Origin of the sequence: Marinobacter sp. SS8-8, from assembly GCF_030540945.1 — a bacterium.
Taxonomy (GTDB): Bacteria; Pseudomonadota; Gammaproteobacteria; order Pseudomonadales; family Oleiphilaceae; genus Marinobacter.
The window spans coordinates 16,474-40,424 of the sequence record NZ_JASSVN010000015.1; the positions used below are offsets into that span (position 1 = coordinate 16,474).

A 23,951-nucleotide genomic window follows, 5' to 3' on the forward strand; every position below is an offset into this window, starting at 1 on the left:
AACAGATCAACCGGTACTTTCAGGTAAACCTGCCCATTGTCTTCGGCAGGGGGTAATGCCCTGGTGTATGCAATACCCGCCCTTCAAGGCCGCCAATGGCCATGGTGCCCCTTCGTGGAAAAGCTGGTCAAACTGGCTGCCGTCGCACTGGAATTCAGTACCGGCATTGAACACCTTGCCGAAAATCTCCTGGACGTCACGGATGTGCGCGCCAATGCCCATTTTGCCACCCAGCTCCTCTTGCAGGTAGGGCGCGGCAGACAAGTGGTCCGCGTGCACGTGGCTTTCCGGGTCCCGCACCACATAACCGAAGGTGCTGGTGGGTTCATCAAAAAAATGCTGAATGATCGGGTTGCTCATGACTGTCACCTCTATCGGAGCTGATATCTAGAGATTTAATTATAAAGATATACTATCTGGTAATATGAGGTGAAATGACCTTTCTTTATATGCGCAATGTCCCTGATGGATCAACAAGGCAGCCACTACCCACCGGTTCAGTCTCAAGATCCGCGACCCGGCGTGGCATGGCCATTCTCCCGCTACGCGGCTTCGTTGCCACTTCCGTCACGGCTGGCAGAACAGAGGGCCTGGCTTTAGCAGGTCAAGGGTTCACCACCAGAGGCTTAAGGTCGCATTAAGGCTTTGTAAGTGAGTTTTTCAGGTTTATTTAAGGTTGAGCCAGTAATCTAACGTGCCATTATCCGGATTCCTCCGGACACGCCCGGTTATTGCCGGGCACCCCCGATTTCTGGAGTGAGGCTGTATGAGACTTCCGGATTTAATGACAAACCGATCAGGCAGGCTGCCCCGCTTCCTGCTGGCCGGAGGGTTCGCCACCCTGCTCCACTGGCTGATCATGCTGGTACTCATCCGGTTCGGTGTGGGTGCGGTGTCAGCGACCTCCATCGGCGCAACCATGGGGCTTCTCGCCAACTACGCGCTTCAGCATCGTTACGCTTTTTGCTCTGCCCTGCCGCACCGGGTGGCCTTCCCCCGTTATCTCACCGGAGCGGGACTGGGCTGGGGCCTCAACCTGCTCAGCTTTTCATTGCTTATGGCAGCAGGAACCACGGTTGCCCTCTCACAGCTTGTTGCCACCGGACTGGTGGCATTCGCCAATTATCTCTTTGCCAAGAGGTTTGTTTTTCATGAAAAAACAACCATCAATCTTCACTGACCCGATGCTCAGCATCGTCGTTCCGGTTCACAACGAGGCGGAGGTCATTCCGGATCTTCTGGCACGCCTGGACCTGGTGAGCCGGCAACTGGAGGATGCCGTGGAGCTGCTGTTCGTGGACGATGGCAGCCAGGACAATTCCGTCGCCTTGCTGATGCAGGCCCGGCATCGCCAGCCCGCCATACGGGTAGTGCAGCTGTCACGGAATTTTGGCAAGGAGGCGGCGGTGACCGCGGGCCTGGAGCACGCCCGGGGCGATGCGGTGGTGCTGATGGATGCCGATCTACAGGACCCGCCCGAGCTGATTCCCAGCATGGTTGCCGAATGGCGCAAGGGCGCGGATGTGGTGTTGATGAAGCGACGGACCCGGGCCGGCGAGAGCTGGCTGAAACGGACAACAGCCAGCATCTTCTACCGATTGATCAACCGCATCAGCGACGCCTCGATACCGGTCGATACCGGAGATTTCCGGCTGATGAGCCGGCGCACGGTGGATGCCCTGAACCGGTTACCCGAACGCAACCGCTACCTGAAAGGAATGTTCGCCTGGGTTGGCATGCCTACCGTCACCCTGGAATTTGATCGTGACCCGCGGGCAGCAGGCAAAACCAAGTGGAATTACCTGAAGCTCATCCATCTGGCGATGGAGGGAATCACATCTTTCTCGACCCGCCCCCTGCGTATTGCACTGGTGCTCGGCCTGCTCGCCGCCGGCGCCGGCGGCCTGTTTGGCGCCTGGGAAGTCCTCCGGACCCTGGTTTTCGGCGTCTCTACTCCGGGCTACGCCTCCTTGATTGCAATAATCACTTTCCTGTCGGGCGTCCAGCTGCTCTGCGTCGGCCTGCTGGGGGAGTACGTGGGGCGCATCTACATGGAAACCAAACAGCGCCCGGTTTTCATCGTTGCCGAAGACAGCGAAGACGTCGCCCGACCGGCTCTGCCCCAACTGCGAGTGGCCGGCAATGACCAGAAACATTAACACCCTGCTCTGGCTGTTGTTCTCGGTCCTGGCCCTGCGCCTGGGCCTGGCGGCCATACTTCCCCTGGCCGACACCACCGAACCCCGCTACGCGGAGATTGCCCGCATCATGGCTGAGACCGGCGACTGGATCACACCCTGGTTTGATTATGGAGTGCCCTTCTGGGGCAAACCGCCGCTGTCTTTCTGGGCACAGGCACTGTCGTTCAAATTGCTTGGCGTAAGTGAGTTTTCGGGCAGACTGCCCTCCTGGCTGGCCAATGCTGTCATTGTCTACCTAATCTTCACCCTGCGCCGACGCCTGCATCCCGACCACACCAGTGAAGCGGCCAGACGGTCCGGTCTCTGGGCGGCTCTGATTTATGCCACTACCGCACTCGGGTTCCTGACAGCGGGCACGGTGATGACCGATTCCTTCCTTGCCCTCGGTTCTACCCTGGTACTGACCAGCCTGATCATCCGTCTTCAGGGCGGCACAGAGGTCTGGGGCTGGCTGTTCTTCCTCGGTCTCGCTATCGGCTTGCTTGCCAAGGGCCCGCTGATTCTGGTTCTGACCGGTCTGCCGGTATTTCTGTGGGTCGCCGTTACCCGGCGCTGGCGTACCCTCTGGCAGTGCCTCCCCTGGATTCGCGGCGCCATACTGATGCTGACCATCGCGATGCCCTGGTATATCCTGGCTGAGCTCAAGACACCCGGCTTCCTTGATTACTTTATTGTGGGAGAACACTTCAATCGGTTCCTGGTCAGTGGCTGGCAGGGTGACCTGTATGGCAACGCCCACGAGTTTACCCGAGGCACCATCTGGCTGTACCTGATCGCGGCCGGTTTTCCCTGGAGTCTGATCGCTATTGTCGCCTTCGGACTCAACCTCTGGCGCGGCCAACCGCCAGGGCATCAATGGCAGCCCCGTGAAAAGGGAGTTGGCGGTCTGATACTGGCGTCCGCCCTGAGCCCGGCCATCTTTTTCACCTTGTCCGGCAATATCCTCTGGACCTACGTTCTTCCGGGATTGCCCTTTCTCGCGGTGCTGACATCAAACCTTTGGTCTATTTGGTCAAAGGGGCTTGCCAGACCAATGCACCCTGCGGCTCTGGCTACTGTTTTTCTGATACCGGTGATTGGCACAGTCGCCGGTGGCTGGCTTGCCATTCACCCGGAGCAACTGAAAACCGAGCGGGAACTGGTGGCCAGGGTTAACCGCATCCCCGGTATGGCTGCGGACAGTCTGGCTTATCTCGACAAGACCCCATTCTCGGCACGTTTCTACAGCCAGGGAGAGGCACGCACTATCGATGCGAATCTGGTCATCCGCCGGCTGGAGAAGGGAGCCCTGACGGAGCCCATGGCTCTGGCGGTAGCGAAAGGCGATAAAGCGATGCTGCAACGACTCAAAGGCCTCGCCGACCCCATCCACGAGAACCGACGCTACCGCCTTTTCCTGCTCGAACCCCGGCCCGGAAGCACAGCCGGTGGCGCCAATCGGGAAAGCAAAACCGGCGGTATCGATTACACTGTAACCAACGACCAACCGCTGAGCTGAGTACCAACCGGATTCCCGCGGCATGCGCATACTGCTTATTGAAGACGACCACCTGCTGGCCAAGACCATGCTCAGGATGCTGCGCGACGACCAGAATACCGTCGACTGGCTGGATGATGGCCATCAGGCACTGCGCGCACTACTCGACGACCGTTTCGATCTGGCCATTCTGGATCTGACCCTGCCGCGCATGGATGGTCTTGATGTCATTAGAAAGGTCCGCAACAAAGGCATCGAAACACCGGTAATTATCCTCACCGCCCGCAGCGATCTGGATGAAAAACTGCGGGGCCTGGATGCCGGTGCCGACGACTACCTGACCAAACCCTTCGCGATGGCAGAACTGAAGGCTCGAATCCGGGCAGTTACCCGGCGCGGCCCGGAGGTCCGGGCCGGCCGCCTGAACATTGGCCGGCTGACCCTGGATCCTGACTCAGGCCAGCTCCAAATTGGTGCCGAGACAGTGGCCCTGCCGCGCAGTGAATTCCAGATTCTGCACTACCTGATGCGCCATCCGGACCAGGTCGCCACACGGCGCCGGCTGGAGGAGCAGCTTTACGGCTGGGAACAGGGTGCCGAAAGCAATACGCTCGAAGTGCATGTCCATCATTTGCGGCGGCGTGCCGGCAAACAAACCATCCGCACGGTTCGCGGCGTTGGTTACCTGCTTGACAGCAAAGCTGCTGCAGAGGCGCCCCCGGAATGAGCCTGACCCGCAAGCTCACCCTGCTGGTAACAAGTACCGTTTTCATCATCACATTAATTGCCGCCGGCTGGGGCTACTACGCCAGCCACCACGTGTTGGAAGAACTGTTCGATGCCGAGCTCGCCCGGAGCACCCGCATCGTCCAGGGGCTGGTTGAGCATCTCTCCTCTACCCAACCCAACGACCAGCTCTCCCGAGACCTGGCAAAAGCGCTCCAACTGCCGGCGACTGCCTACCAGGGAGAGGAAGACGAAGATAACATCCTGCCTGACGGTTTGGGCCACAAATACGAACGCAAAATTGCCTTTGAGATCTGGTCGCCGGACAGGGAACCGATCCTCGACACCCTCCGGGCCAACGACCCCCAGGGCCTGAAGCCTGGCTTTGCCTGGCAGGAGGCCATGAATTACCAGTGGCGGACCTTTACCCTTGAGGATCCGGCGACCGATTTCTGGATCCGTACTGCCCAGCGTGAGGATGTCAGAGCCGAACTCAGCCAGAAAATCGCCCTGGGCAACGCACTGCCCTTCCTGATCGCTCTTCCTTTGCTGGCGCTGGCCGTGCTTCTATCAATCCAGGTGGGCCTCGAGCCACTCCGGAGACTTGAGAGACCCGTCCGCAACATGGCCCCCGAAAGTATCCACCCCCTGGACGACCGCCGGGCACCAAAGGAGGTCGCCGGACTGGTGCAGGCGGTGAATGGTTTGCTGAGACGTCTCCATCAAGCCCTGGAACGGGAACGACGTTTCTCTGCGGATGCCGCCCATGAGCTTCGAACACCACTGACGGCGCTCCGACTGAACCTGGAAAAAGCCTGTGAGGACATCCCGGATCAGTACGAGGACCTGATCCAATCCGTGGATCGCATGGTGCACCTGGTGGAGCAGATGTTACTGCTGAACCGCGTTGATTCCGGTGTCGATTTCACACCGGAATACCACAATTTGTCTGCGACTCTGGAGCAGAGCATTGCCGATGTGGCACCCCTGGCCCTGAAGAAGAATATTGAACCGGTACTGGAAGACGATGCAGGCCAGGCCCTGGTGTGCTGCCACAGCGCGCTGATCAATACACTGATGCGCTCCCTGCTTGCCAATGCCATTCAGTACAGCCCCGAACATACCATGATTACTACCCACCTCACGCCTTCCGGCGACGGTTACCACATTACCGTCTGTGATCAGGGCCCCGGCATCCCAACCGAAGAGCGGGAGCGGGCTCTAAGCCGTTTTGTCAGGCTTGATCAGCGACTCGGCGGCGGCGCCGGGCTCGGGCTCGCCATTTCCCGGCGCATCGCCGAGCTCCATGGTGGTCAGCTTACCCTGGGCGAGCGGCCGGATGGCCAATCCGGCCTCTGTGTCGGCATCTGGCTTCCGGCTCGTCCCGCTTCACGGCGCAGCCAGACTTAAGGTTAATTTAAGGTTTGAGGAGGATACTTCGGCCCTGTTGAGCAAGGCCGTCACAAGGTCCGGTTGATGTTCCGTTTTCGAGGATATCGTTACATGGGTCAGGAAAAAACTCTGTCGCTGGTTATCCCGGCCTTGAATGAAGAGGCAAACATCGCCACCCTGCTGACCGAAGCCTTGGGTGTGATGCGGGATTACCCCGGCTTCGAAGTCGTTCTGGTGGACGATGGCAGCCACGACCAGACACTGGACACCGCTACCCGGACAGCCCAGTCCCTTGGCGGCCGACTCGTCACGGTTCGTCATGAGCAGAGCATCGGCCAGAGCGGTGCACTGGCTACGGGCATCAGGCACGCCCGAAGTCGTCTTATCGTGACGATGGATGGTGACGGCCAGAATGATCCCGCTGACATTCCGGCACTGCTGCAAAAAGCAAACACAATCCGGGCATCGGATTTCTGTATCGCGGGCTATCGAAAGAACCGCAAAGACACCGCCTGGAAGCGATTTCAGTCGCGACTGGCCAATCGCGTGCGCGACGCACTGCTGCATGACGGTGTGCCAGACACCGGGTGTGGCCTCAAGCTGTTCCCTCGCTCCACGTTTCTTAAACTGCCCTGGTTTGACCACGCACACCGTTTCATTCCGGCGCTGGTGCGGGGTATTGGTGGTGAGATTGTGGTCGTGGAAGTAAACCACCGGCCACGTGCCGCGGGCACTTCCAAATACAACGCCTGGAATCGGACCTGGGCCGGCATACTCGACCTGTTCGGCGTTTTATGGCTACTACACCGGACCCGTACTCCTGTCATTGCCAACCCCGTCAATTCCGACACCCCGGTATCGGTAACGGAGCAGTCCTGACATGTTCAACGGGTCCCGCTGGTTGGTCTTTGCTGTGCTGGCGCTGGTCGGCTATCTGGCAATCCGGAATGGCTGGTTCGATTTTATAGCGGACAGGGCCCAGGTAGCCAGTTACCTGCACAGCCACGGAATTGAAGGCCTGCTGGCTATCACCCTGGCAGGCGCGATCTTCACCGGCATCGGCGCCCCCCGCCAACTGCTTGCCTTTGTGCTTGGTTTTGCCCTCGGGGGCATCAACGGCACCCTGGTATCAACACTGGCAGCCACTATTGGCGCCTCAGGGTGCTTCTTCACCGCAAGATGGCTGCTGCGAACATCCCTGGCCCGCCGGTTCAACCGGCGCATGCGCCAGTTTGACGAACTGTTTCAGGAACAGACCCTGCTGAAGGTACTCATGGTTCGCCTGCTGCCTGTCGGCAGTAACCTGGTCACCAACCTCGTTGCAGGTTGTTCCGGCATCCGTTTTCTGCCCTTCCTGGCCGGCAGCGTGCTCGGATACCTTCCGCAAATGCTGGTGTTTGCTCTGGCCGGCGCCGGCATTGGCACTGCTGACGAATATCAACTGATCCTGAGCGTTGCCCTGTTCATTCTGGCCTCCATGATTGGCGCGCTGCTCTACCACAATCAAAGAGCCAGAACCCTGGCCAATTCCCTTTCCGATCATTCCTGAGACCGACCATGCCCGCATCGCCTTTCGTTCGCCCTCTCCCCGAGTACCTTTTCAACCTCTCGCGGAACCGGCTACTGCTCGTGCTGCTGGCATTTGCCGCAGCGATCATCTTCTCCGGTATCGGCCTGCGATCCCCGTGGCCGGCCGACGAGCCCCGCTTTGCCGAAGTTGCCCGGGAAATGGTGGCTTCCGGACAGTGGCTGATTCCCATGAGAGGTGGCGAGCTCTATCCGGACAAGCCTCCGGTCTTCATGTGGAGCATTGCCCTGTTCTATTGGTTAACTGGCAGCCTGAAAGTCGCCTTCCTGCTGCCAAATGCGCTTAGCAGCCTGCTGACCCTGGGACTGGTTTTTGATCTGGGCACGCGGCTATGGAACCAGCGCACCGGCACGATAGCCGTGTTGCTGTTGTTGCTTGCGCCGCAGTTCCTGATTCAGGCACAGAAGGCCCAGATAGATGCCATGGTTGCAGCCTGGATTACCGTCGCCTGCTATGGTCTGATCCGGCATTTTTTCACCGGACCGGCCTGGGGCTGGTACTTCGTGGCCTGGGCATTCATGGGCCTTGGAATTATTACCAAAGGTGTCGGCTTTCTGCCCGCATTCATGTTTATCCCGATCCTGATACTCGGGCTCCGGAATCGCCAGCTTTTTTCCGGCACCCTTACCTGGCGCTGTGCGCTCGGCCCGCTGGCCATGATAGCCGTCGTTGCAGCCTGGCTGATCCCAATGGTGCTCTACGTGAACAACCTGGGCACGGAAGAAGCCCTTGCCTACAGGAACAACATTCTGTTCAGGCAAACCGGCGAACGATATGCCGACTCCTGGGGTCATATCCAGCCTTGGTATTACTACCTGACCAATGCTATCCCCTCGCTCTGGTTTCCGCTGCCGTTACTCTTGCTTGCATTAGTACGCCCCCTTGCGGGAGCCATCCGGCGAAACCCGGTCATTCCCGTTCTGCTGGTCTGGATCGCACTGGTTGTGGTGTTTTTCAGCATCAGCCCCGGCAAGCGCGGGGTCTATATTCTGCCGGCATTGCCCATGTTCGTCCTGAGTCTTGCGCCGGTGTTGAGCACTCAGCAACCTGCCCGCTGGTTCCCGGCCGTTCTCACGGGACTGCATTTTCTGTTGGCCACGGCCCTGTTGGTCGTTGGAGTCATGGCCTGGAATGATCATCCCAGGCTGGTCGAAAAAGTGGCGGACTACAGCCGAGACCCGGCGCGGCTGCATGAGGCCGGAACACTGGTTTTCAGCGTTGGCCTGGTATGGTTGGTCAGCCTTGCGGTGTTCTGGCGCTCTAATGCGCTGGGGCGGCTGTTCGTGGCCATGATGGTCAGTTGGCTGCTATACACAACCTGGGGTTACCGGGTTCTGGAACCTTTACGCACACCTCGTGATATTCTCGCGGCTGCGGAACGGAGCATGCCGGCCGATGCACAACTCGGCATGATCGATTTCCGGGAACAATTTATCCTGTTCTCCAGGCGCGATTTCACCCACTTCAGCTTTTTCACCGACCTTGAGCAGGAAAGTCGCAACGCATGGCTGTGGATGAACGAAACCGCAGATAGCTATCTCATCGTCGCAGATCAGATTGAATTGCAATGCTTTACCAAAGAAGGTGCTATCCCTCTGGGAACGGCTCACCGAGACAACTATCTTTTACTGGGTGATCAACAAATGAAGCCCAGCTGCGCACCGCCAGACAAGGTTAAACGGTTTACCACGCCAACTCCCGGTAGTTGGCAGGATTAAGCTGGTTGCGCCGGGTAACGGAACACTTTCCCAGCAACAAGAAGCGACCCCAAAAGGGCGACGCCACCTACATTCTCGGACAAGGAGTCAATAAAAATTTGTCCACCCAAACATCGTAATGCCCTCCAGGTTCGGGTTGATGGACTTGAAGGGTACGCCTGCATCTACGGGATGAACTCGACCAACATCCGCATCGTCTCGACCTTCAAGCCATCCTCCCGCATCGCTTTTTTGCCTTCATCAGACTGCAGCAGCTCCTCAAATTTCGCCATATCAGGAATTTCCGCCATAACGCCCGTCGCATTGGGGTTATTAGGGTCACGGAAGTTTCGGCACTTGATGCCAAGTTTCCCGAACATCTCATGGCGGCTCCCTGGTCCTTTCTTCCAGGCTTTGGCCCAAACTGCACCATCCTGAACTTCGTGAAATATAATTGCCGTTGCCATTGTTGACTCCTTTCGTCTTATGTTGATGGTTGGGCGAAGCCGCTACGCGGCCGAGGTCCAAGTCATCTGCACTTCCCTGCGCGGGAAAAGCGCCAGGACCATTGACCTTTACATCCACGGCCTGCGGCAGGTGAGCGACTATTTCGATACCTGTCCCAGCCAGCTTAGCACCGATCTTCTGACGTGGCTTCAAAGCCGGAGAACTTTCACCACTCACTCGTCTTCGAGCACTTGGTATACCAAACGATGCTGAATATTGATGCGGCGCGAACAAGCTCCCGCAAGATCACCGCTGGGCTTTTCAAACGACGGCGGCTTACGGTATGAATCTTCTGCAACCAGTGCCAATCCCTTGCAGTGCTTGGTCACTTTCCAGCTTAGCGGGCAACCGCTGGGCTGGTGTAACTATTCAGCTGCCTCCCCGTAAAAAGTCCTGTTAACCCCCTTCCGGGGCCGACATGAAAGCCGGCTCATGCCCGGTAAACAGCTGCGTCAATACCTCGGAGGCACCCAGGTTCTGTTTCCGCGCCGTGGACAGAAGACTGCGCACACGACAGAAGATCCGGGCCCCCTCGAATGAGCGGAAGCAGCCGGAGATTTTCTGCTGCACCTTGAGCATGCGGATATCACGTTCACCCTGGTTATTGGTATACGGGATCGCCGGATCGTCCAGGAAGCGCAGCACATCTGCCTCATAGTCGCGCAGGCGCGTCCGGCAACAGCCTCTGGTTAAATGCACTTGCATGCGCACAATCATGCGCATACCCTATTACTAAGTGTGTTACTGCAACTGGAGGCTACAGTGGCCGATCTATACAACACAACCGCACCGAAAAAAGCCGCGAATTTGTCAGTCAACAGCGACTTGCTGAAAAAAACTCGCGCTCTGAACATTAATCTCTCCGCGACCCTTGAGCGGGCATTGAAAGAAGAATTGGCAAAGCGCGAGTCTTCCCAATGGATTGAAGAAAACCGGGCGGCCATCAAAAGCTACAACGAGTTCGTCGAGCAGCATGGCTGTTTCGGGGATGAATTTCGGGAGTTTTGATGGCTCAGTTCGACGTTTACCCAAACCCCAGCAAAACCAGCAAGGCGCATTACCCTTACTTGGTGGATATTCAAAGCCCTCTACTAACAGATCTCGCGACTCGTATCGTCATCCCACTGGCCAAACACGCGGCCTTTGGCGGTCAAGCCATGCAGGGCCTCACACCGGAAATCACCTTTGCCGACCAGGAACTGCTGTTGCTGACACCTCAAATTTCTTCAGTGCCTGAAAAACAGCTCAAGAACCCAATTGGCTCCCTATCGCATTTCAGAGACCAGATTGTTGGAGCTCTGGACCTCGCAATCACTGGCATTTAACGCCGCAACGCAAGCAGCCGCGTGGCTTTATTGCAGGAACGACTCGATCAGCATCAGGGTGGATTTGAAGCATTCCACAATGCTCCAGGGATGACCAGCCAGTCGGACATCGCTTCGAGTTCGCGCCCGATCTCGTGCTCTGCGTAAAGATCGAATATACTGCTCTGGACGGTGCGTTTTTGACGCATTGTTACCTCCTCGGATTCTGGTTTTTTATTTTGTTTCAATTGCTTGTGACAAAGAATACCCTTCTCCGCTGGAGGTTCTAATCGGTATTGCCAACGTCAACGCGACAGACTGCCGGATTCCAGGCGCGAGGCCGGCGTTAAAGCCCGGTATCGGAAGAAGCACAAGGTAACAACCAAGAACACTGGAGCCAGGCCTTTAACGCCTGGCTTTGCGGCATGCCGGAGCGCAGCGTAGACGCGTCCGACAACAGCCACTGGTTAAGCTGCTTCAAAGTCCAGGCGATGAATACCATCTAGATTGACTGTGCTGCGAGCCACCCAGAGGTCATACATATCTTGCATCGCCAACCAGCTCTCAGGAGTACGTCCGAGAACCTTGGACAGCCGCAGAGACATTTCAGGGCTAATGCCACTGTCCCCTTTGAGCAGCCGAGACAAAGTGGAAGGTGAAACGCCCAAACTGGAAGCAAGCTGACGAGAGCTGATACCGAAAGGCTCCAGGTACACCTCCCGAATGAATTCGCCAGGATGCGGCGGATTATGCATATTCATTAGTGATAATCCTCGTAATCACGAATATAAGCGTTGCCGTCCTGAAATTCGAACGTCATGCGCCAATTTCCGTTAACCCAAATCGACCAACGCCTGGAGTGGTCAAGCATTTTGTGACAACCCAGTTAAGCCGCTTTTCTCAATTCAACAACGGTTGATTCGTAATCGTTCGGGCTGATGTAACCCAGCGTAGAATGCAGTCGCCGACTGTTATAAAACATCACCATATAATCCAGAATATCCTGCTGCGCCTCAGTGCGGGTCTGGTAGTTCCGCCATTGCACACGCTCTTTCTTCAAGCTTGCGAAGAAGCTCTCGGCGACTGCATTGTCCCAGCAATCACCTTTACGGCTCATACTGCCAACAAAGCCGTTGGCTTGCAGAAGTCGCCGGTAAGCTTTGCTGGCGTACTGAGAGCCTCGATCTGAATAGACGATCAATCGGGCGTCCGGTTGCCGCTGCCAGATCGCCATGCGTAGAGCGTCTGTCACTAGCCTGGCTTTCATCCGCGAGCCCATGCTCCAGCCTACTACCCGTCGGCTGAACAGGTCGATGAACACCGCCAGGTACTGCGCTGGCCCCCAAATTGGGGCGCGCTGCCTACTTTATGCTCAAGCATCAGAGGGTGTTCGATGAACAACGATTCCTGAAGGGTTAGTCACGCCACGGGGTGAGCATGACGTCGTCGTCTGGCTGGCCTGACTTGGTGCCTACACCCGCGACATAAATGGAAGTCCTGCGCGCCCGCTTCCACTCCTCACTCTGGAATTGGCCCTTCTGATACATTCGCTCCAGCTTGGAGACATTGGTTTCCGCGTTAAGATAACTGCCCTCCATGATCTGCGACAGTTCGGCACTGCACTCATCCTCGGAGATGGCCCCGGCTGCATTGGCCGTCAGACACTCGTCCATATGCTGCCGATACGTCTGGGTGTTATCGCGGTTATTGCCGGTGCCATCGAAAAAGATACCCGCCTCTACCCGGACCTTGGGACGGCCCTCTTCTTCGGGCGAGTCATCCGGCGACTCGTCCAACAAGCCTTCGTCAATCAACGCACCCTCCTGAGCAGCCTTGCGAACAAACTCCTGTGGATCTTTGTCCAGCAACTCTTTGGCGGCAGGGGTAAGCTGGCCTTTGTCATCCAATGCACCGGCCATGGCAAAATCGACAACCGGCGCGGTATTGGTGGCGACACCCAAGATCACACGAGAATTACCGCTGACAATAGAACCGCCATGACTGGTGGGGCTGCCAAGGTAGGCCACCGGCATACCATCGGCCAGCGCCAGCGGGTAGCCCTGGGTAATAACCGCACCACAGCCGGTGACATCGCCCACCCGGGCTATGGGTTTGCCTTCAACAAGAATACTGGAGCCGTTGGGCATGATGGGGGAGGAGCCGTGCCCTTTGATCGGGCAAACGTGCATGTCGCCAACGCAGGCGGCAATGAGATTACTCATGGTCAGAGTTCCTTTCAGCCAAAAGTAGCTTCCTGGCTACATGTAATTAAACATTGCTCAAAATCCGGGATTTTAGCATGGTTGGCACCACATAATCGGGATAGGGAGGCACCTCACGGTGCCCCTCCTCCCACATCACCGGGTATACGGATCACGTACCACGGCGATTCAGTGGCTTGATTCAACCCGTTACCGCACTGCCAATTCCGGCAGTCCATAGCTCCGGAAGATTCGAGCCGGCAAGGCTTGCGCCAAGGCCGGTGACCGGCTCAGGCGCCACGGACCATGGGCCGATTTCGCGGTGTTCCAGGCCAGTCTGACCGAGACACCCCGCTTCCTCAGCTCACGATAGCCTTTTCGACCCCATTGCTTCCACACGTAACTTCGCATTCTCCGCCGTATCCACTTCTCCAGGCCCCGCAGCGGGCTCAGTACTTCGGCAACGTCGAAGTACGCTTTCCAGCCAAGCAAGGTGTCTTTTAAGTCTGCGATCACCTGAACTAATGAGTGGCCCCCTGTGCGGCGGCTCAGTCTGCGGATATGAGCTTTCAGCTTGTTGATGGCCTTGCTGGCCACTTTCAATCTTTGCCCTTTCCGGCTGTGGGTGAAGCCCAGGAAGCTGCGCTTCCTCAGCCTGAGCAGCGGTTTGTCCGGACAGTGCCGTTTCAGCCGTGCCATCAAGCGATCATGGTTCACCCGGTCAAAGAAGGCTTTGAGGTCCAGATCCACCACCCAGTTATGGCCTGCCCGGGCACAGCCTTGTGCGTATCCCACGGCCTGGTGCGCTGAGCGCCCCGGGCGGAAGCCATAGCTGTGTGGGTGAAACCGGGGCTCCCAATCTTCCTGTACCACCTGGGCGATGGCCTGCTGGATAAAGTGATCCAGCAAGGTGGGAATACCCAGTGGACGAGAACCGCCGTTGGGCTTGGGAATGGTGACCCGCCGAACCGGTTGCGGTCGGTAGGTCTGCCGGAGCAACTGCTGTCTGATATTCGGCCACTGTTGGCGGAGATAATCCGGCAGTTCATCCACGGTGAGGGTTGAACGGAGTCCGACGCGGTCCGATTTCCAGACTAGGGTTCATCCCCTGGCAACGCCAGGGACAGGGACAGCGATAGCTGCTTGTCTGATGCATTCCCGATCATCTGCACGGATGATCGACTCCTGTCTCTGTTCGGGCCTTCAGTTCACGGGTGAACCTACTATGCCCTCTGCTGATTCCTGCTTGCCGGTCAACGCCGGTTGCCCAGCGTTCAGTTCTCTCCCTGAACAGCAAACAGGCCTCCCAGGGTAAGACACAAAACTGTTGCTGCGTGGACGCCTGATTTACAAAGCACACCCCGGTCGCTGTGCAGCCGATTGTTAAATCTTTTTCTGTACGGTATCCTGCACATGAACCATATCCTGTACAGGAGCAGCCTTATGGATGCCATTAGCTACACAGCCGCTAGAACCAATCTAGCAAAAACTATGGAACAGGTCTGTGAAGACCACTCTCCAGTGATCATCACCCGGAGCAAATCCCAGTCCGTGGTCATGATCTCCCTTGAGGACTACGAGGCACTGCAGGAAACTGCATACCTTCTGCGGGCACCGAAGAACGCCCGTCGTTTGCTGGAATCCGTCGCCGAGCTGGAGCAAGGCGGTGGTCAGGAAAAGGAACTTCTTGAATGAAACTGATCTTCTCCGAGAACGCCTGGGAAGACTATCTGTACTGGCAAAAAACGGACAAAAAGATCCTTAACCGCATCAACAAGCTTATCAAGGAGACCAAGCGAGAACCGTTTGGAGGCGTCGGTAAACCCGAGCCCCTCAAACACGGCCTCGGCGGTTACTGGTCCCGTCGAATCAGCGAAGAACACCGAATCGTTTACAAGGTCACGGATGACGCTTTGCTTATCGCACAGCTCCGGTATCACTACTGATTTAACGCTTGGCTCATCGGTTGGCTAAAGCGCAGTGTCAGCCAATCCGGTGCAGCCACTTGTTAGATATTCATAAGCAATCGTTGACACAATGCCGGTCTGCACAACGTACAACTTCTTTAAACCTGTGGAAAAAGCAAAACAGAAGAACCCGATGTAACACTTCCGCAACTGTTGTGTCCCTGCGATACGACATTAAGGGTAACAAGGATTATGACATGACATCGAAAAAATGGATTCTGGTTGCGTTGATCGTGGCGGTGATCACCGGTTTTATCGCCAGCGGTGGCAATGAACTGCTGACGCTGCAGAATCTCAAGGATAACCAGCAGCTTCTGGACAGCTGGATTGCGCAGAACCTGGTGGCTGCGGTGCTCGGGTTTGTGGCCATCTATGTAGTGGCCACGGCGCTGTCACTGCCCGGAGCGACGATCATGACCCTGGCGGGCGGTGCTTTTTTCGGCAACCTGTACGGCCTGGCGGCGGTGTCGATTGGATCCACCATCGGCGCCTCTCTGGCGTTTCTGGTGGCCCGCTTCCTGATACGCGATACCTTGCGCCAGCGCTATGCCGAGACCGTGGCGAAAATGGACCGAGGAATCGAAAAAGACGGTGCCTTCTACCTCGCAACCCTGCGCCTGGTTCCGGTATTCCCCTTTTTTCTGATCAACCTGGCCATGGGCCTGACGGCCATGAAGCTGAGCACTTACGCCCTGGTCAGTTGGATCGCCATGCTTCCGGGCACCTTTGTGTATGTGAACGCCGGCACTCAGCTCGGCCAGATCGAATCCACCAGTGACATTGTCTCAGCCGATCTGCTGCTGTCCTTTGCATTGCTTGGCCTTTTCCCTCTGATTGCCAGGTTTGTGGTCAGTTTTATCCGCCGGCGCAAGGTCTATGCCGGCTGGAAGAAGCCCGAAAGCTTCGATTACAACCTGCTGGTCATTGGCGGCGGCTCCGCCGGCCTGGTTTCGGCCTATATCGCAGCGGCGGTGAAGGCAAAAGTGGCCCTGATTGAAAAGCACAAAATGGGCGGCGACTGCCTCAACACCGGCTGCGTGCCCTCCAAGGCGCTGATCCGCAGCGCCAAGGCGGCAGACACCCTGCGCCATGCAAACCGTTATGGTCTCGAATCCGTGCCGGTAAATGGCTCGTTCAGGAACATTATGAACCGCGTCCAGGACGTGATCGCCAGGGTGGAGCCTCACGATTCCCCTGAGCGTTACCGCAAACTGGGTGTGGACTGCCTCTCTGGCGAGGCCAGCTTCGTATCGCCCTGGGAGCTGGAAGTCAGGCACAACGACGGCCGTACCGAACGGCTGACCGCGCGCAGCATTGTTGTCGCCACCGGTGGAAAACCGGCCATGCCGCCGATTCCCGGCCTTACAGACATGCAGCCGCTGACCTCCGATAACCTTTGGGAACTGGAGGAACAGCCGGAGCGTTTGCTGGTACTGGGCGGTGGTCCGATCGGTTCCGAGCTGGCCCATGCGTTCGCCCGGCTGGGCAGCAGGGTGACCCAGGTTGAGATGGGGGAGCGTCTGCTGGCAAAGGAGGACACCGACGTGTCTTCGCTGATTCTCAAGCAGTTTGAGGCGGACGGTATTGATGTCCGTTTGAAACATTCTGCGGTGGAGTTCCGTACAGAGGAAGACGAGAAGGTCGTCTACTGCGAGCATGAAGGTGAGCGGGTACGCATTCCCTTCGATCAGGTACTGGTGGCCGTTGGCCGCGCGGCAAACACCGCCGGCCTGAAGCTGGACAGGATTGGTGTCGATACCTTGCCCAACGGCACAGTACCGGTGGAAGAAGACATGAGCCTGCGCTACCCGAACGTGTTTGCCTGTGGCGATGTGGCTGGTCCGTATCAGTTTACCCACGCTGCCGCCCATCAGGCCTGGTATGCCGCCGTGAATGGCCTCTTTGGACAGTTCAAACGCTTCCGGGTGGATTACCGGGTGATGCCCTGGGTGACGTTTACTTCACCGGAAGTGGCGCGGGTCGGGCTTAGTGAGGCCGAAGCCAAAGAGAAGGGGATCGCCTATGAGGTCACCCGATACGGACTGGATGACCTGGATCGCGCTATCGCTGAGAGCGAAGACCATGGCTTTATCAAGGTGCTCACACCGCCGGGCAAGGACAAGATCCTTGGAGCGGTTGTGGTGGGTTCTCATGGCGGTGAAATCCTCGCGGAATTCACCCTGGCAATGAAACATGGCCTTGGCCTGAACAAGATCCTGGGTACTATCCATCCGTACCCGACCTGGAACGAATCCGCCAAATACGCTGCCGGCGAATGGAAGCGCGCCCATGCCCCCGCGGGCATCCTGAAGTTGCTGGAAAAGCTGCACGGCTGGCGTCGCGGCAAAGACACAAAAGCACCGAGGAGCCTCTATGTCCCTGACTGAAACCCCCACGGCCCGCAGAAGGCGCATTCCAGCCGTGGAGGTCCTGGAGCCCCGGGCGTTCGACAGCTGGACCCACACCCGCAACGGTGACCCCCGGGGCTACATTGATGCGGACAGGCTGAAGGAGCTGTGGATTCATACCGGCACCGCCTGCAACCTGGCCTGCCCGTTCTGCCTGGAAGGCTCCCATCCTGGTGATGGCCGCATTCCCGGCATGAAGCTCAGCGATGTGAAACCCTTTATCCACGAAGCCATCGGCATGGGTGTGGAGCAATTCTCCTTCACTGGCGGCGAACCCTTCGTGATCCGGGACTTTGTCAACATCCTGGATTACGCCAGCCAGCACCGGCCCTGCTTCGTGCTGACCAACGCCACCGAGCCGCTGCGCAAGCGCCGGCACCAGGTGCTGCCGTTGCTGGACAATCCCTACCCGATCCACTTCCGGGTCAGCCTGGATTTTCCGGACCGCGCCCGGCACGACAAGGACCGCGGTGAAGGCAGCTTTGATCTGGCGCTGGAGGGTATCCGCTGGCTGATTGAGCAGGGTTTCAAGGTGTCGATTGCCCGCCAGACCGATCCCGAGGAAATCCCGTCGGACGTGGAAGCGGCTTTCCGGGCAATTTTCCGTAACTGGCATATTCCCGAGAACCTGGCGTTTACCGCGTTTCCCGACCTTGGCACACCGGGTTCGGAGGACGGCAGTCCGGAGATTACCGAGACCTGTATGGAGAAGTATCCGACCAGGGAGTCGCGGACGCACTTTATGTGCACCTACACCCGGATGCTGGTGAAGAAGGGTGACCGGGTTCGGGTGTATGCCTGCACGCTGGTGGATGATGATCCGCAGTATGACCTCGGGGGCTCGTTGGCCGAGAGTATGGATGAGCGCATTATGCTGCGGCATCACCGGTGTTTTTCCTGTTATCGGTTTGGGGCCAGTTGTTCAGCTCCTGGTTAGTTTTTTTTAGGACTGGTCGCGGATATCGCTTTGCTATCCGCTAAAGAGAAGAGAAAAAGAAATCCATTTTTGGGTTTCTTCGGAAGCCAGATCCTTTGACGGGGAGCCCACCATTGGATTTGAACAAGGGGGTGGCCGGGTTGGAGCTCAAAAAACGTGGAGCGCCAGGGATGGCGCGACCGAGCCCTACAGGGACGTATTCACGGGCGTTTTTTTGAGCCCCTTCCCGGCCAGCGCCGTCACCACCCAAATCAGAAACCCCGGGCAGAGCCCCGGGAATAACGAACCAGGAACAAGACAATGAATTTTACCGAAGCCTCCCTGTTCTGGGGATTCCTGCTGGTGTACGGCGTGGTGATGTACCTGCTGTCGCCAAAGAGCAAGAACGCGAATTCGTTTTACCAGGGCGCGGACGATAACGGCAACCCGGTGGGGCAGTGGTCACTGACGGCGAGTATTTTTATCAGCTGGATCTTCGCCAAATCGGTCACCAACGCGGCTAACCTCGGTGCGGCCTATGGCGTGACCGGCGGCCTGGCTTACGCGAGTTACTGGCTGTCGATTCCCATAGCCGGTTACATCATATACCTGATCCGGACCCAGACCGGTGCCCGCAGCCTTCAGGATTTCCTGACCTGCCGGTTCGGGCGGTTTGCGGCGCTGGCGTTTGCCGCTGCGATTTTAATCCGTTTATACAATGAGGTGTGGAGCAACACCGCCGTGGTCGGTGGTTATTTCGGATTGCCGGGCAAGTGGGAATACTACACAGCGGCGATGGTGTTCACGGTGTTTACCCTGGCCTACAGCCTGAAAGGCGGGTTGCGATCCTCGATCTTTACCGACGTGATTCAGGCCTTTGTGTTTGTGTTCTTTGTCGGGGCGGTGCTGTTCCTGATTATTCCGGCCAACGATACCAGAGCCCTGCTGAGCAATGGCGAGTTCAGGCTCGATGCCGGCTTTGATCTGCTGCTGGTGGCCCTGCTGCAGATGTTCAGTTATCCGTTTCATGACCCGGTGCTGACCGACCGGGGCTTTGTAAACAAGGAAAAAACCATGCTCAAGAGCTTTGTGGTCGCGGGGCTGCTGGGCTTTGTGGCGGTGTTTATTTTCAGCCTGGTTGGTGTTCATGCCCGTTTGAATGGAATCGAGGCGATGGGTAATGCGCCGGCTGCCGTGGGGCAGTCCCTGGGACTGGCGGCACTGTTCTTTATGAGTGTGGTAATGATGACCTCAGCCGGCTCAACACTGGATTCCACCTTTACCTCGCTGGCGAAATCGCTCGCTGTGGATCTGCCGCGGCTCGCGCGGCGGGCGCAGGATCGCCTTCCCGGCATTCGTGTGGGGGCGGTGGTGATGGTTATCTTCGCCTTCGCGGGCAACCTGCCGATGTTTGCTGGCACCGATATTCTCAAGGCCACCACCATATCCGGTACCATGGTGATGGGGTTAGCGCCGGTGTTCCTGTTCTACAGGTTCACCAAATGGTCGCCCTGGAGTTTCCATCTGAGTTTCTGGACCGGTCTGGGGCTCGGAGTATTGCTTGCGGTCGGGTTGATACCGGCGAGCTGGGCCATTGGTGAAGGCAAGTACGCCATGCTCTTGGGCGTGAATGCCTATGGCTTCCTCATTTGCGCGGCCGGATTCTTTGTTCCCTTGCTGCTCCGGCGTCTTGCCGGGCGTTCGCTGGCGGCTGGGGAGGCCTGAGGTACCGATACCTGATCTTTGGAGGCCTAAAGGTTTTAGGGGTGCATGGGGTCCGGAGTCCCTGGCGGGCTGGCTTACCCGGAGCCTTGTCCTTCCGTAACAGGATTCTGAATGGCAGCCCCTGAGTTCTGACGGCGTGGCTTCCCCTTCCATTATTTAGCCAATTCGTCACTGACGGAGGATTCAATCTGCTCTATTCTGAAACAGTGAGCCAGGAGAGTCTGCGTGGTAGAAAGTTACACCGCTGCGATCACCCTGTTTTGGTCTCTTTCGAGCCTGACTTGAAATATATTTTGTGGTCTATATAATTTAACACTAACTTCTTGACACGAACCGATCACGCTATGACCTCAGAAGGATCGAATACCACCGCCATCACGCTTCGCACACCGGTGAAGGATGATGGCTTCAGGCTCCACCAGCTGGTGGCAGAATGTCCACCGCTGGACCCCAACTCGATTTACTGCAACCTGTTGCAGTGCAGCCACTTCGCCGAAACCGGCGTGGCGGCGGAGAAGGAAGGCGATCTGGTCGGCTTTATCTCCGGATACATCCCTCCCCAACAGCCCGAGACCGTGTTTGTCTGGCAGGTGGCGGTTCACGAGAAAGGTCGTGGACAGGGCCTCGCCAAGCGGATGCTGAAAGATATCGTCGGTCGTGATGCCTGTAAGGACGTCACCCACATGGAGACGACCATCACCGAAGACAACGAGGCCTCATGGGCGCTGTTCCGGTCATTCGCCCGCGACATGGGAGCCGAGCTCACCTATCACGAGCACTTCAAGAAAGAGACCCACTTTGGCGGGCAGCACGATTCCGAGTTTCTGCTGCGCATCGGGCCCTTCACGAAGCCGGTCTGAACGCCCCGGTCCAGGATCGGCCCTGTAACTTGCAATTTGGGCCATGAACGACTGTAAAGCTGTGATTGGACTAGCCGGCAGACCACTGAGGTAGCTCTGCCACCAGGCTTTAACCAACGCACGGTGGGCCTATCGCGACCGCGTCTGCATTTGTTTGATAAGCCACCGCGCATCTACCTCGAACCTGACATGCTAAGAGGCAAGACCATGGAAATTTTCAAGTCGACTGAATCCGAAGTACGTGTATACAGCCGTGCGTTTCCGGTCATCTTCAACCGCGCCAAGAACGCGCATCTTTATACCGAAGATGGCAAGGAGTACCTGGATTTTCTGGCCGGTGCCGGTTCCCTGAACTACGGCCACAACAACGACATCCTGAAGAAAGCGCTGCTTGAGTACATCGAGACAGACGGCGTGAGCCAGGGCCTGGACATGTTTACCACGGCCAAACACGACTTCATTGAATCCTACAAGAAGTACATCCTGGATCCCCGTGGCCTGGATTACAAAATGCAGTTTACCGGCCCTACCGGGACCAACTGTGTGGAAGCGGCTCTTAAGCTGGCCCGTAAGGTGAAAGGCCGCAGTGGCATTATTTCCTTCACCAACGGTTTCCACGGTGTCTCCATGGGTGCCGTTGCCACTACCGGTAACAAACACCATCGCGGTGGCGTCGGTACGCCGTTGGGTAACGTCGACTTCATGTTCTACGACGGCTACCTGGGCGACGACGTGGACAGTCTTGCCATCATGGACAAGCTGCTCAGCGACGGCTCTTCCGGCTTTGAATTACCGGCCGCAGTGATCGTGGAAGCGGTTCAGGGCGAAGGTGGCCTGAACGCCTGCCGCGCGGAATGGCTCAGGGGTTTGTCCGAACTGTGCAAGAAGCACGACATCCTGCTGATCCTGGACGATATCCAGGCGGGCAATGGCCGTACCGGTGAGTTCTTCAGCTTTGAGTTTGCCGGCATCAAGCCGGACATTGTCACCGTTTCCAAGTCCCTCAGTGGCTACGGTCTGCCGATGGCGCTGGTACTGTTCAGGCCGGAACTGGACGTCTGGGACCCGGGCGAGCACAACGGCACGTTTCGCGGCAACAACATGGCGTTCATTACTGCCCGCACCGCTGTCGAGACTTACTGGAAAGACGATGCCTTTGCCAATGAAGTAAAGGCCAAGACCAAGGTGCTGGGCGACGCCCTGCAGGCGATTTGCGACAAGTACCCTGGTCAGTTCAAAATGAAGGGGCGCGGTTTGATGCGTGGTATCGAAGCAACCCACGCAGACGTTACAGGCGCGATCACGAGGCGTGCTTTCGAGCACGGCCTGATCATTGAGACCAGTGGTCCGAATGATGAAGTCATCAAGTGCCTGATGCCGCTGACAACCAGTGAGGAGGACCTTAAAAAAGGTGCTGCACTGCTTGCGAAAAGTGTGGACGAAATCATGCAGGAAGGGCTCAGCGAGGCGTCGTAAGGCGCCCCGCACCTCCGGACATTCATGCTGAAGGATAGCGAAGGCAAACCTATGACCAGCCAACTACATACCGTTGAAAAAATCGGCGGTACGTCGATGAGTAATTACGAGGCCGTCCGCGATAACATCATTATCGGTAATCGCGACAAGGACGACCTGTACCAGCGTATCTTTGTGGTGTCCGCCTATGGCGGAGTGACCAATGAACTGCTGGAACACAAGAAAACCGGCGAGCCGGGCGTGTATGCCCTGTTTGCGGATGCCGAGTCGGACTGGGCCTGGGGTGACGATCTCACCAAGCTGGTGAAGTTCCTGACCGACATCAACGGCGAGCTGTTTGTCGATCCGATGCTGAAGCAACAGGCGGACCAGTTCATCACTGATCGTGTTGAAGGCGTGCGGGGCTGCCTGATCGACCTGCAGCGTCTGTGCTCCTACGGCCAGTTCCAGCTGGAAGAACACCTGCTGACGGTGCGCGAGATGCTGGCCGGCATCGGCGAGGCCCACAGCGCCTTTAACACCGCCCTGAAGCTCCAGCAGGAAGGCATCAATGCCCGCTTTGTGGATCTGACCGGGTGGCGTGACAATGAGTTGCTGCCGCTGGACGAGAAGCTGAAACAGGCTTTCGACGCAGTGGATCTGAGTCGTGAGCTACCGATTGTTACCGGCTACGCCCAGTGCAAGGAAGGTCTGATGCGCACCTTCGACCGGGGCTACAGTGAGATGACCTTCAGCCGGGTGGCTGTCATCACGGAGGCCCGGGAAGCGGTTATCCATAAGGAATACCACCTGAGTTCCGCCGATCCCAACATCGTTGGTGCGGACAAGGTGGTGCCCCTGGGTCGCACCAACTACGACGTTGCCGACCAGTTGGCCAACCTGGGTATGGAGGCTATCCATCCCCGCGCCGGTAAGGGGCTGCGCCAGAATGAAATCCCGCTGCGGGTGATGAATACCTTTGAGCCGGAGCACACCGGCACCCTGATCACCGGCGACTACGTCAGTGAGAAACCGCAGGTGGAGATTATCGCCGGCGCCAAGGGCGTGTTTGCCGTGGAAGTGTTCGATCAGGACATGCAGGGCGAGCCGGGTTCGGATCGCCGTATTCTGGACGTACTGGGCCGCTTCAAGGTGCGCTTCCTGTCCAAGGACACCAACGCCAACACCATCACCCATTACGTGGGCAGCACCCTGAAGCACGTCAAACGGGTGGTCAAGGCGCTGGAGGAAGAGTTTCCCAATGCCGAGATCAACACCCGCAAGGTGGCTGTGGTGTCTGCCATCGGCAGCGACATGAAGGTACCGGGTATTCTTGCCCGTTCCGTGAAGGCCCTGGCGGATGAGGAGATCAGTGTGTTGGCCCTGCACCAGTGCATGCGCCAGGTGGATATTCAGTTTGTGGTGGATGAGGACGACTACGAGGGGGCGATCGTGGCCTTGCATGGCGTACTCATTGAGCCCCATAACCACGAATACGCCATTGTCGCAGCCTGAGCGGTACAGGAG

At 57.5% G+C, this 23,951-nt stretch carries 24 protein-coding genes and 4 pseudogenes; 18 read left to right on the forward strand and 10 right to left on the reverse strand.

Going from position 1 to position 23,951, the window contains the following annotated elements:
* Window positions 1-49 precede the first annotated feature (49 nt).
* Window positions 50-360, reverse strand: a pseudogene (locus QPL96_RS14460) (MBL fold metallo-hydrolase); the annotation flags it as partial.
* 424 nt (window positions 361-784) lie between these two features.
* Here QPL96_RS14460 and QPL96_RS14465 point away from each other — a divergent pair.
* The 8 genes from QPL96_RS14465 to QPL96_RS14500 all read left to right on the forward strand — a co-directional run bounded on the left by QPL96_RS14465 (window position 785) and on the right by QPL96_RS14500 (window position 9,102).
* Window positions 785-1,180 carry a GtrA family protein gene (locus tag QPL96_RS14465; protein ID WP_303288023.1) on the forward strand — a complete coding sequence of 132 codons (396 nt, stop codon included), beginning with the start codon at window positions 785-787 and terminating at the stop codon, window positions 1,178-1,180.
* Entirely contained in the window at window positions 1,152-2,159 is a 1,008-nt protein-coding gene (locus QPL96_RS14470; protein ID WP_303288024.1) for a glycosyltransferase family 2 protein, read from the forward strand. The genes QPL96_RS14465 and QPL96_RS14470 overlap by 29 nt, the downstream gene beginning before the upstream one ends.
* Complete coding sequence (locus QPL96_RS14475) at window positions 2,143-3,699, forward strand: glycosyltransferase family 39 protein (RefSeq protein ID WP_303288025.1); 1,557 nt, start codon at window positions 2,143-2,145, stop codon at window positions 3,697-3,699. The genes QPL96_RS14470 and QPL96_RS14475 overlap by 17 nt, the downstream gene beginning before the upstream one ends.
* Window positions 3,700-3,721: 22 nt before the next feature.
* Window positions 3,722-4,405: a response regulator transcription factor gene (locus QPL96_RS14480; protein WP_303288026.1), complete on the forward strand. Its 684-nt coding sequence runs from the start codon at window positions 3,722-3,724 to the stop codon at window positions 4,403-4,405.
* A complete protein-coding gene (locus tag QPL96_RS14485; protein ID WP_303288027.1) occupies window positions 4,402-5,814 on the forward strand; it encodes an ATP-binding protein in 1,413 nt (470 codons plus the stop codon). Before QPL96_RS14480 ends, QPL96_RS14485 begins: the two co-directional genes overlap by 4 nt.
* A 93-nt stretch (window positions 5,815-5,907) precedes the next feature.
* Window positions 5,908-6,675: a glycosyltransferase family 2 protein gene (locus QPL96_RS14490; RefSeq protein ID WP_303288028.1), complete on the forward strand. Its 768-nt coding sequence runs from the start codon at window positions 5,908-5,910 to the stop codon at window positions 6,673-6,675.
* A gap of 1 nt (window position 6,676) precedes the next feature.
* Window positions 6,677-7,345 (forward strand): TVP38/TMEM64 family protein, encoded by a 669-nt coding sequence (locus QPL96_RS14495; protein WP_303288029.1) that lies wholly within the window; start codon window positions 6,677-6,679, stop codon window positions 7,343-7,345.
* Window positions 7,346-7,353: 8 nt separating this feature from the next.
* Window positions 7,354-9,102 carry a glycosyltransferase family 39 protein gene (locus QPL96_RS14500; RefSeq protein WP_303288030.1) on the forward strand — a complete coding sequence of 583 codons (1,749 nt, stop codon included), beginning with the start codon at window positions 7,354-7,356 and terminating at the stop codon, window positions 9,100-9,102.
* A gap of 164 nt (window positions 9,103-9,266) precedes the next feature.
* Here QPL96_RS14500 and QPL96_RS14505 read toward each other — a convergent pair whose 3' ends face one another.
* From QPL96_RS14505 to QPL96_RS14515, 3 genes and pseudogenes are all read right to left on the reverse strand, one after another.
* On the reverse strand, window positions 9,267-9,548 hold the full coding sequence (locus QPL96_RS14505; protein ID WP_303288031.1) for a hypothetical protein: 282 nt from the start codon (window positions 9,546-9,548) through the stop codon (window positions 9,267-9,269).
* A gap of 213 nt (window positions 9,549-9,761) precedes the next feature.
* Window positions 9,762-9,890: pseudogene (locus QPL96_RS14510) on the reverse strand (type II toxin-antitoxin system mRNA interferase toxin, RelE/StbE family); the annotation flags it as partial.
* 94 nt (window positions 9,891-9,984) lie between these two features.
* A pseudogene (locus QPL96_RS14515) lies at window positions 9,985-10,257 on the reverse strand (transposase); the annotation flags it as partial.
* 93 nt (window positions 10,258-10,350) lie between these two features.
* On the opposite strand from QPL96_RS14515, the gene QPL96_RS14520 reads away from it, so the two are divergent.
* Window positions 10,351-10,596: a type II toxin-antitoxin system CcdA family antitoxin gene (locus tag QPL96_RS14520; protein ID WP_303288032.1), complete on the forward strand. Its 246-nt coding sequence runs from the start codon at window positions 10,351-10,353 to the stop codon at window positions 10,594-10,596.
* The gene (locus QPL96_RS14525) at window positions 10,596-10,913 is read left to right on the forward strand and encodes a CcdB family protein (protein WP_303288033.1); all 318 of its coding nucleotides are present in this window, start codon (window positions 10,596-10,598) and stop codon (window positions 10,911-10,913) included. The genes QPL96_RS14520 and QPL96_RS14525 overlap by 1 nt, the downstream gene beginning before the upstream one ends.
* Window positions 10,914-10,966: 53 nt before the next feature.
* On the opposite strand, the gene QPL96_RS14530 is transcribed toward QPL96_RS14525, so the two are convergent.
* The 6 genes and pseudogenes from QPL96_RS14530 to QPL96_RS14555 form a co-directional block, all read right to left on the reverse strand.
* On the reverse strand, window positions 10,967-11,101 hold the full coding sequence (locus tag QPL96_RS14530; protein WP_303288098.1) for a hypothetical protein: 135 nt from the start codon (window positions 11,099-11,101) through the stop codon (window positions 10,967-10,969).
* 258 nt (window positions 11,102-11,359) lie between these two features.
* Entirely contained in the window at window positions 11,360-11,653 is a 294-nt protein-coding gene (locus QPL96_RS14535) for a HigA family addiction module antitoxin (RefSeq protein WP_303288034.1), read from the reverse strand.
* Window positions 11,653-11,763: a type II toxin-antitoxin system RelE/ParE family toxin gene (locus QPL96_RS19500; protein ID WP_368388920.1), complete on the reverse strand. Its 111-nt coding sequence runs from the start codon at window positions 11,761-11,763 to the stop codon at window positions 11,653-11,655. The genes QPL96_RS14535 and QPL96_RS19500 overlap by 1 nt, the downstream gene beginning before the upstream one ends.
* Window positions 11,764-11,778: 15 nt before the next feature.
* A pseudogene (locus QPL96_RS14545) lies at window positions 11,779-12,222 on the reverse strand (IS3 family transposase); the annotation flags it as partial.
* Between the two features lie 85 nt (window positions 12,223-12,307).
* Window positions 12,308-13,114: a PAAR domain-containing protein gene (locus QPL96_RS14550; RefSeq protein WP_303288035.1), complete on the reverse strand. Its 807-nt coding sequence runs from the start codon at window positions 13,112-13,114 to the stop codon at window positions 12,308-12,310.
* 189 nt (window positions 13,115-13,303) lie between these two features.
* On the reverse strand, window positions 13,304-14,146 hold the full coding sequence (locus QPL96_RS14555) for a reverse transcriptase domain-containing protein (RefSeq protein ID WP_303288036.1): 843 nt from the start codon (window positions 14,144-14,146) through the stop codon (window positions 13,304-13,306).
* Between the two features lie 390 nt (window positions 14,147-14,536).
* Between QPL96_RS14555 and QPL96_RS14560 the strand changes: the two genes are divergently transcribed.
* From QPL96_RS14560 to QPL96_RS14595, 8 genes are all read left to right on the forward strand, one after another.
* Entirely contained in the window at window positions 14,537-14,788 is a 252-nt protein-coding gene (locus QPL96_RS14560) for a type II toxin-antitoxin system Phd/YefM family antitoxin (RefSeq protein ID WP_012137510.1), read from the forward strand.
* Window positions 14,785-15,039 (forward strand): Txe/YoeB family addiction module toxin, encoded by a 255-nt coding sequence (locus tag QPL96_RS14565; protein WP_303288037.1) that lies wholly within the window; start codon window positions 14,785-14,787, stop codon window positions 15,037-15,039. Before QPL96_RS14560 ends, QPL96_RS14565 begins: the two co-directional genes overlap by 4 nt.
* A gap of 218 nt (window positions 15,040-15,257) precedes the next feature.
* Window positions 15,258-17,447, forward strand: coding sequence for an FAD-dependent oxidoreductase (locus QPL96_RS14570; protein WP_303288038.1), 2,190 nt, complete (start codon window positions 15,258-15,260; stop codon window positions 17,445-17,447).
* Entirely contained in the window at window positions 17,434-18,405 is a 972-nt protein-coding gene (locus QPL96_RS14575; protein WP_303288039.1) for a radical SAM protein, read from the forward strand. Before QPL96_RS14570 ends, QPL96_RS14575 begins: the two co-directional genes overlap by 14 nt.
* A gap of 300 nt (window positions 18,406-18,705) precedes the next feature.
* The gene (locus QPL96_RS14580) at window positions 18,706-20,109 is read left to right on the forward strand and encodes a sodium:solute symporter (RefSeq protein ID WP_303288040.1); all 1,404 of its coding nucleotides are present in this window, start codon (window positions 18,706-18,708) and stop codon (window positions 20,107-20,109) included.
* A gap of 344 nt (window positions 20,110-20,453) precedes the next feature.
* Complete coding sequence (gene ectA / locus QPL96_RS14585) at window positions 20,454-20,969, forward strand: diaminobutyrate acetyltransferase (protein WP_303288041.1); 516 nt, start codon at window positions 20,454-20,456, stop codon at window positions 20,967-20,969.
* A gap of 207 nt (window positions 20,970-21,176) precedes the next feature.
* On the forward strand, window positions 21,177-22,445 hold the full coding sequence (gene ectB, locus QPL96_RS14590; protein WP_303288042.1) for a diaminobutyrate--2-oxoglutarate transaminase: 1,269 nt from the start codon (window positions 21,177-21,179) through the stop codon (window positions 22,443-22,445).
* A gap of 51 nt (window positions 22,446-22,496) precedes the next feature.
* On the forward strand, window positions 22,497-23,939 hold the full coding sequence (locus tag QPL96_RS14595) for an aspartate kinase (RefSeq protein WP_303288043.1): 1,443 nt from the start codon (window positions 22,497-22,499) through the stop codon (window positions 23,937-23,939).
* The last annotated feature ends 12 nt before the right edge of the window (window positions 23,940-23,951 follow it).

Bases quoted from the DNA above. Each gene is read 5' to 3' on its own strand.
- QPL96_RS14465 (WP_303288023.1), top strand. From the start codon at position 785: ATGACAAACCGATCAGGCAGGCTGCCCCGCTTCCTGCTGGCCGGAGGG.
- QPL96_RS14470 (WP_303288024.1), top strand. From the start codon at position 1,152: ATGAAAAAACAACCATCAATCTTCACTGACCCGATGCTCAGCATCGTC.
- QPL96_RS14475 (WP_303288025.1), top strand. From the start codon at position 2,143: ATGACCAGAAACATTAACACCCTGCTCTGGCTGTTGTTCTCGGTCCTG.
- QPL96_RS14480 (WP_303288026.1), top strand. From the start codon at position 3,722: ATGCGCATACTGCTTATTGAAGACGACCACCTGCTGGCCAAGACCATG.
- QPL96_RS14485 (WP_303288027.1), top strand. From the start codon at position 4,402: ATGAGCCTGACCCGCAAGCTCACCCTGCTGGTAACAAGTACCGTTTTC.
- QPL96_RS14490 (WP_303288028.1), top strand. From the start codon at position 5,908: ATGGGTCAGGAAAAAACTCTGTCGCTGGTTATCCCGGCCTTGAATGAA.
- QPL96_RS14495 (WP_303288029.1), top strand. From the start codon at position 6,677: ATGTTCAACGGGTCCCGCTGGTTGGTCTTTGCTGTGCTGGCGCTGGTC.
- QPL96_RS14500 (WP_303288030.1), top strand. From the start codon at position 7,354: ATGCCCGCATCGCCTTTCGTTCGCCCTCTCCCCGAGTACCTTTTCAAC.
- QPL96_RS14505 (WP_303288031.1), bottom strand. From the start codon at position 9,548: ATGGCAACGGCAATTATATTTCACGAAGTTCAGGATGGTGCAGTTTGG.
- QPL96_RS14525 (WP_303288033.1), top strand. From the start codon at position 10,596: ATGGCTCAGTTCGACGTTTACCCAAACCCCAGCAAAACCAGCAAGGCG.
- QPL96_RS14530 (WP_303288098.1), bottom strand. From the start codon at position 11,101: ATGCGTCAAAAACGCACCGTCCAGAGCAGTATATTCGATCTTTACGCA.
- QPL96_RS14535 (WP_303288034.1), bottom strand. From the start codon at position 11,653: ATGAATATGCATAATCCGCCGCATCCTGGCGAATTCATTCGGGAGGTG.
- QPL96_RS19500 (WP_368388920.1), bottom strand. From the start codon at position 11,763: ATGCTTGACCACTCCAGGCGTTGGTCGATTTGGGTTAACGGAAATTGG.
- QPL96_RS14550 (WP_303288035.1), bottom strand. From the start codon at position 13,114: ATGAGTAATCTCATTGCCGCCTGCGTTGGCGACATGCACGTTTGCCCG.
- QPL96_RS14560 (WP_012137510.1), top strand. From the start codon at position 14,537: ATGGATGCCATTAGCTACACAGCCGCTAGAACCAATCTAGCAAAAACT.
- QPL96_RS14565 (WP_303288037.1), top strand. From the start codon at position 14,785: ATGAAACTGATCTTCTCCGAGAACGCCTGGGAAGACTATCTGTACTGG.
- QPL96_RS14570 (WP_303288038.1), top strand. From the start codon at position 15,258: ATGACATCGAAAAAATGGATTCTGGTTGCGTTGATCGTGGCGGTGATC.
- QPL96_RS14575 (WP_303288039.1), top strand. From the start codon at position 17,434: ATGTCCCTGACTGAAACCCCCACGGCCCGCAGAAGGCGCATTCCAGCC.
- QPL96_RS14580 (WP_303288040.1), top strand. From the start codon at position 18,706: ATGAATTTTACCGAAGCCTCCCTGTTCTGGGGATTCCTGCTGGTGTAC.
- ectA (WP_303288041.1), top strand. From the start codon at position 20,454: ATGACCTCAGAAGGATCGAATACCACCGCCATCACGCTTCGCACACCG.
- ectB (WP_303288042.1), top strand. From the start codon at position 21,177: ATGGAAATTTTCAAGTCGACTGAATCCGAAGTACGTGTATACAGCCGT.
- QPL96_RS14595 (WP_303288043.1), top strand. From the start codon at position 22,497: ATGACCAGCCAACTACATACCGTTGAAAAAATCGGCGGTACGTCGATG.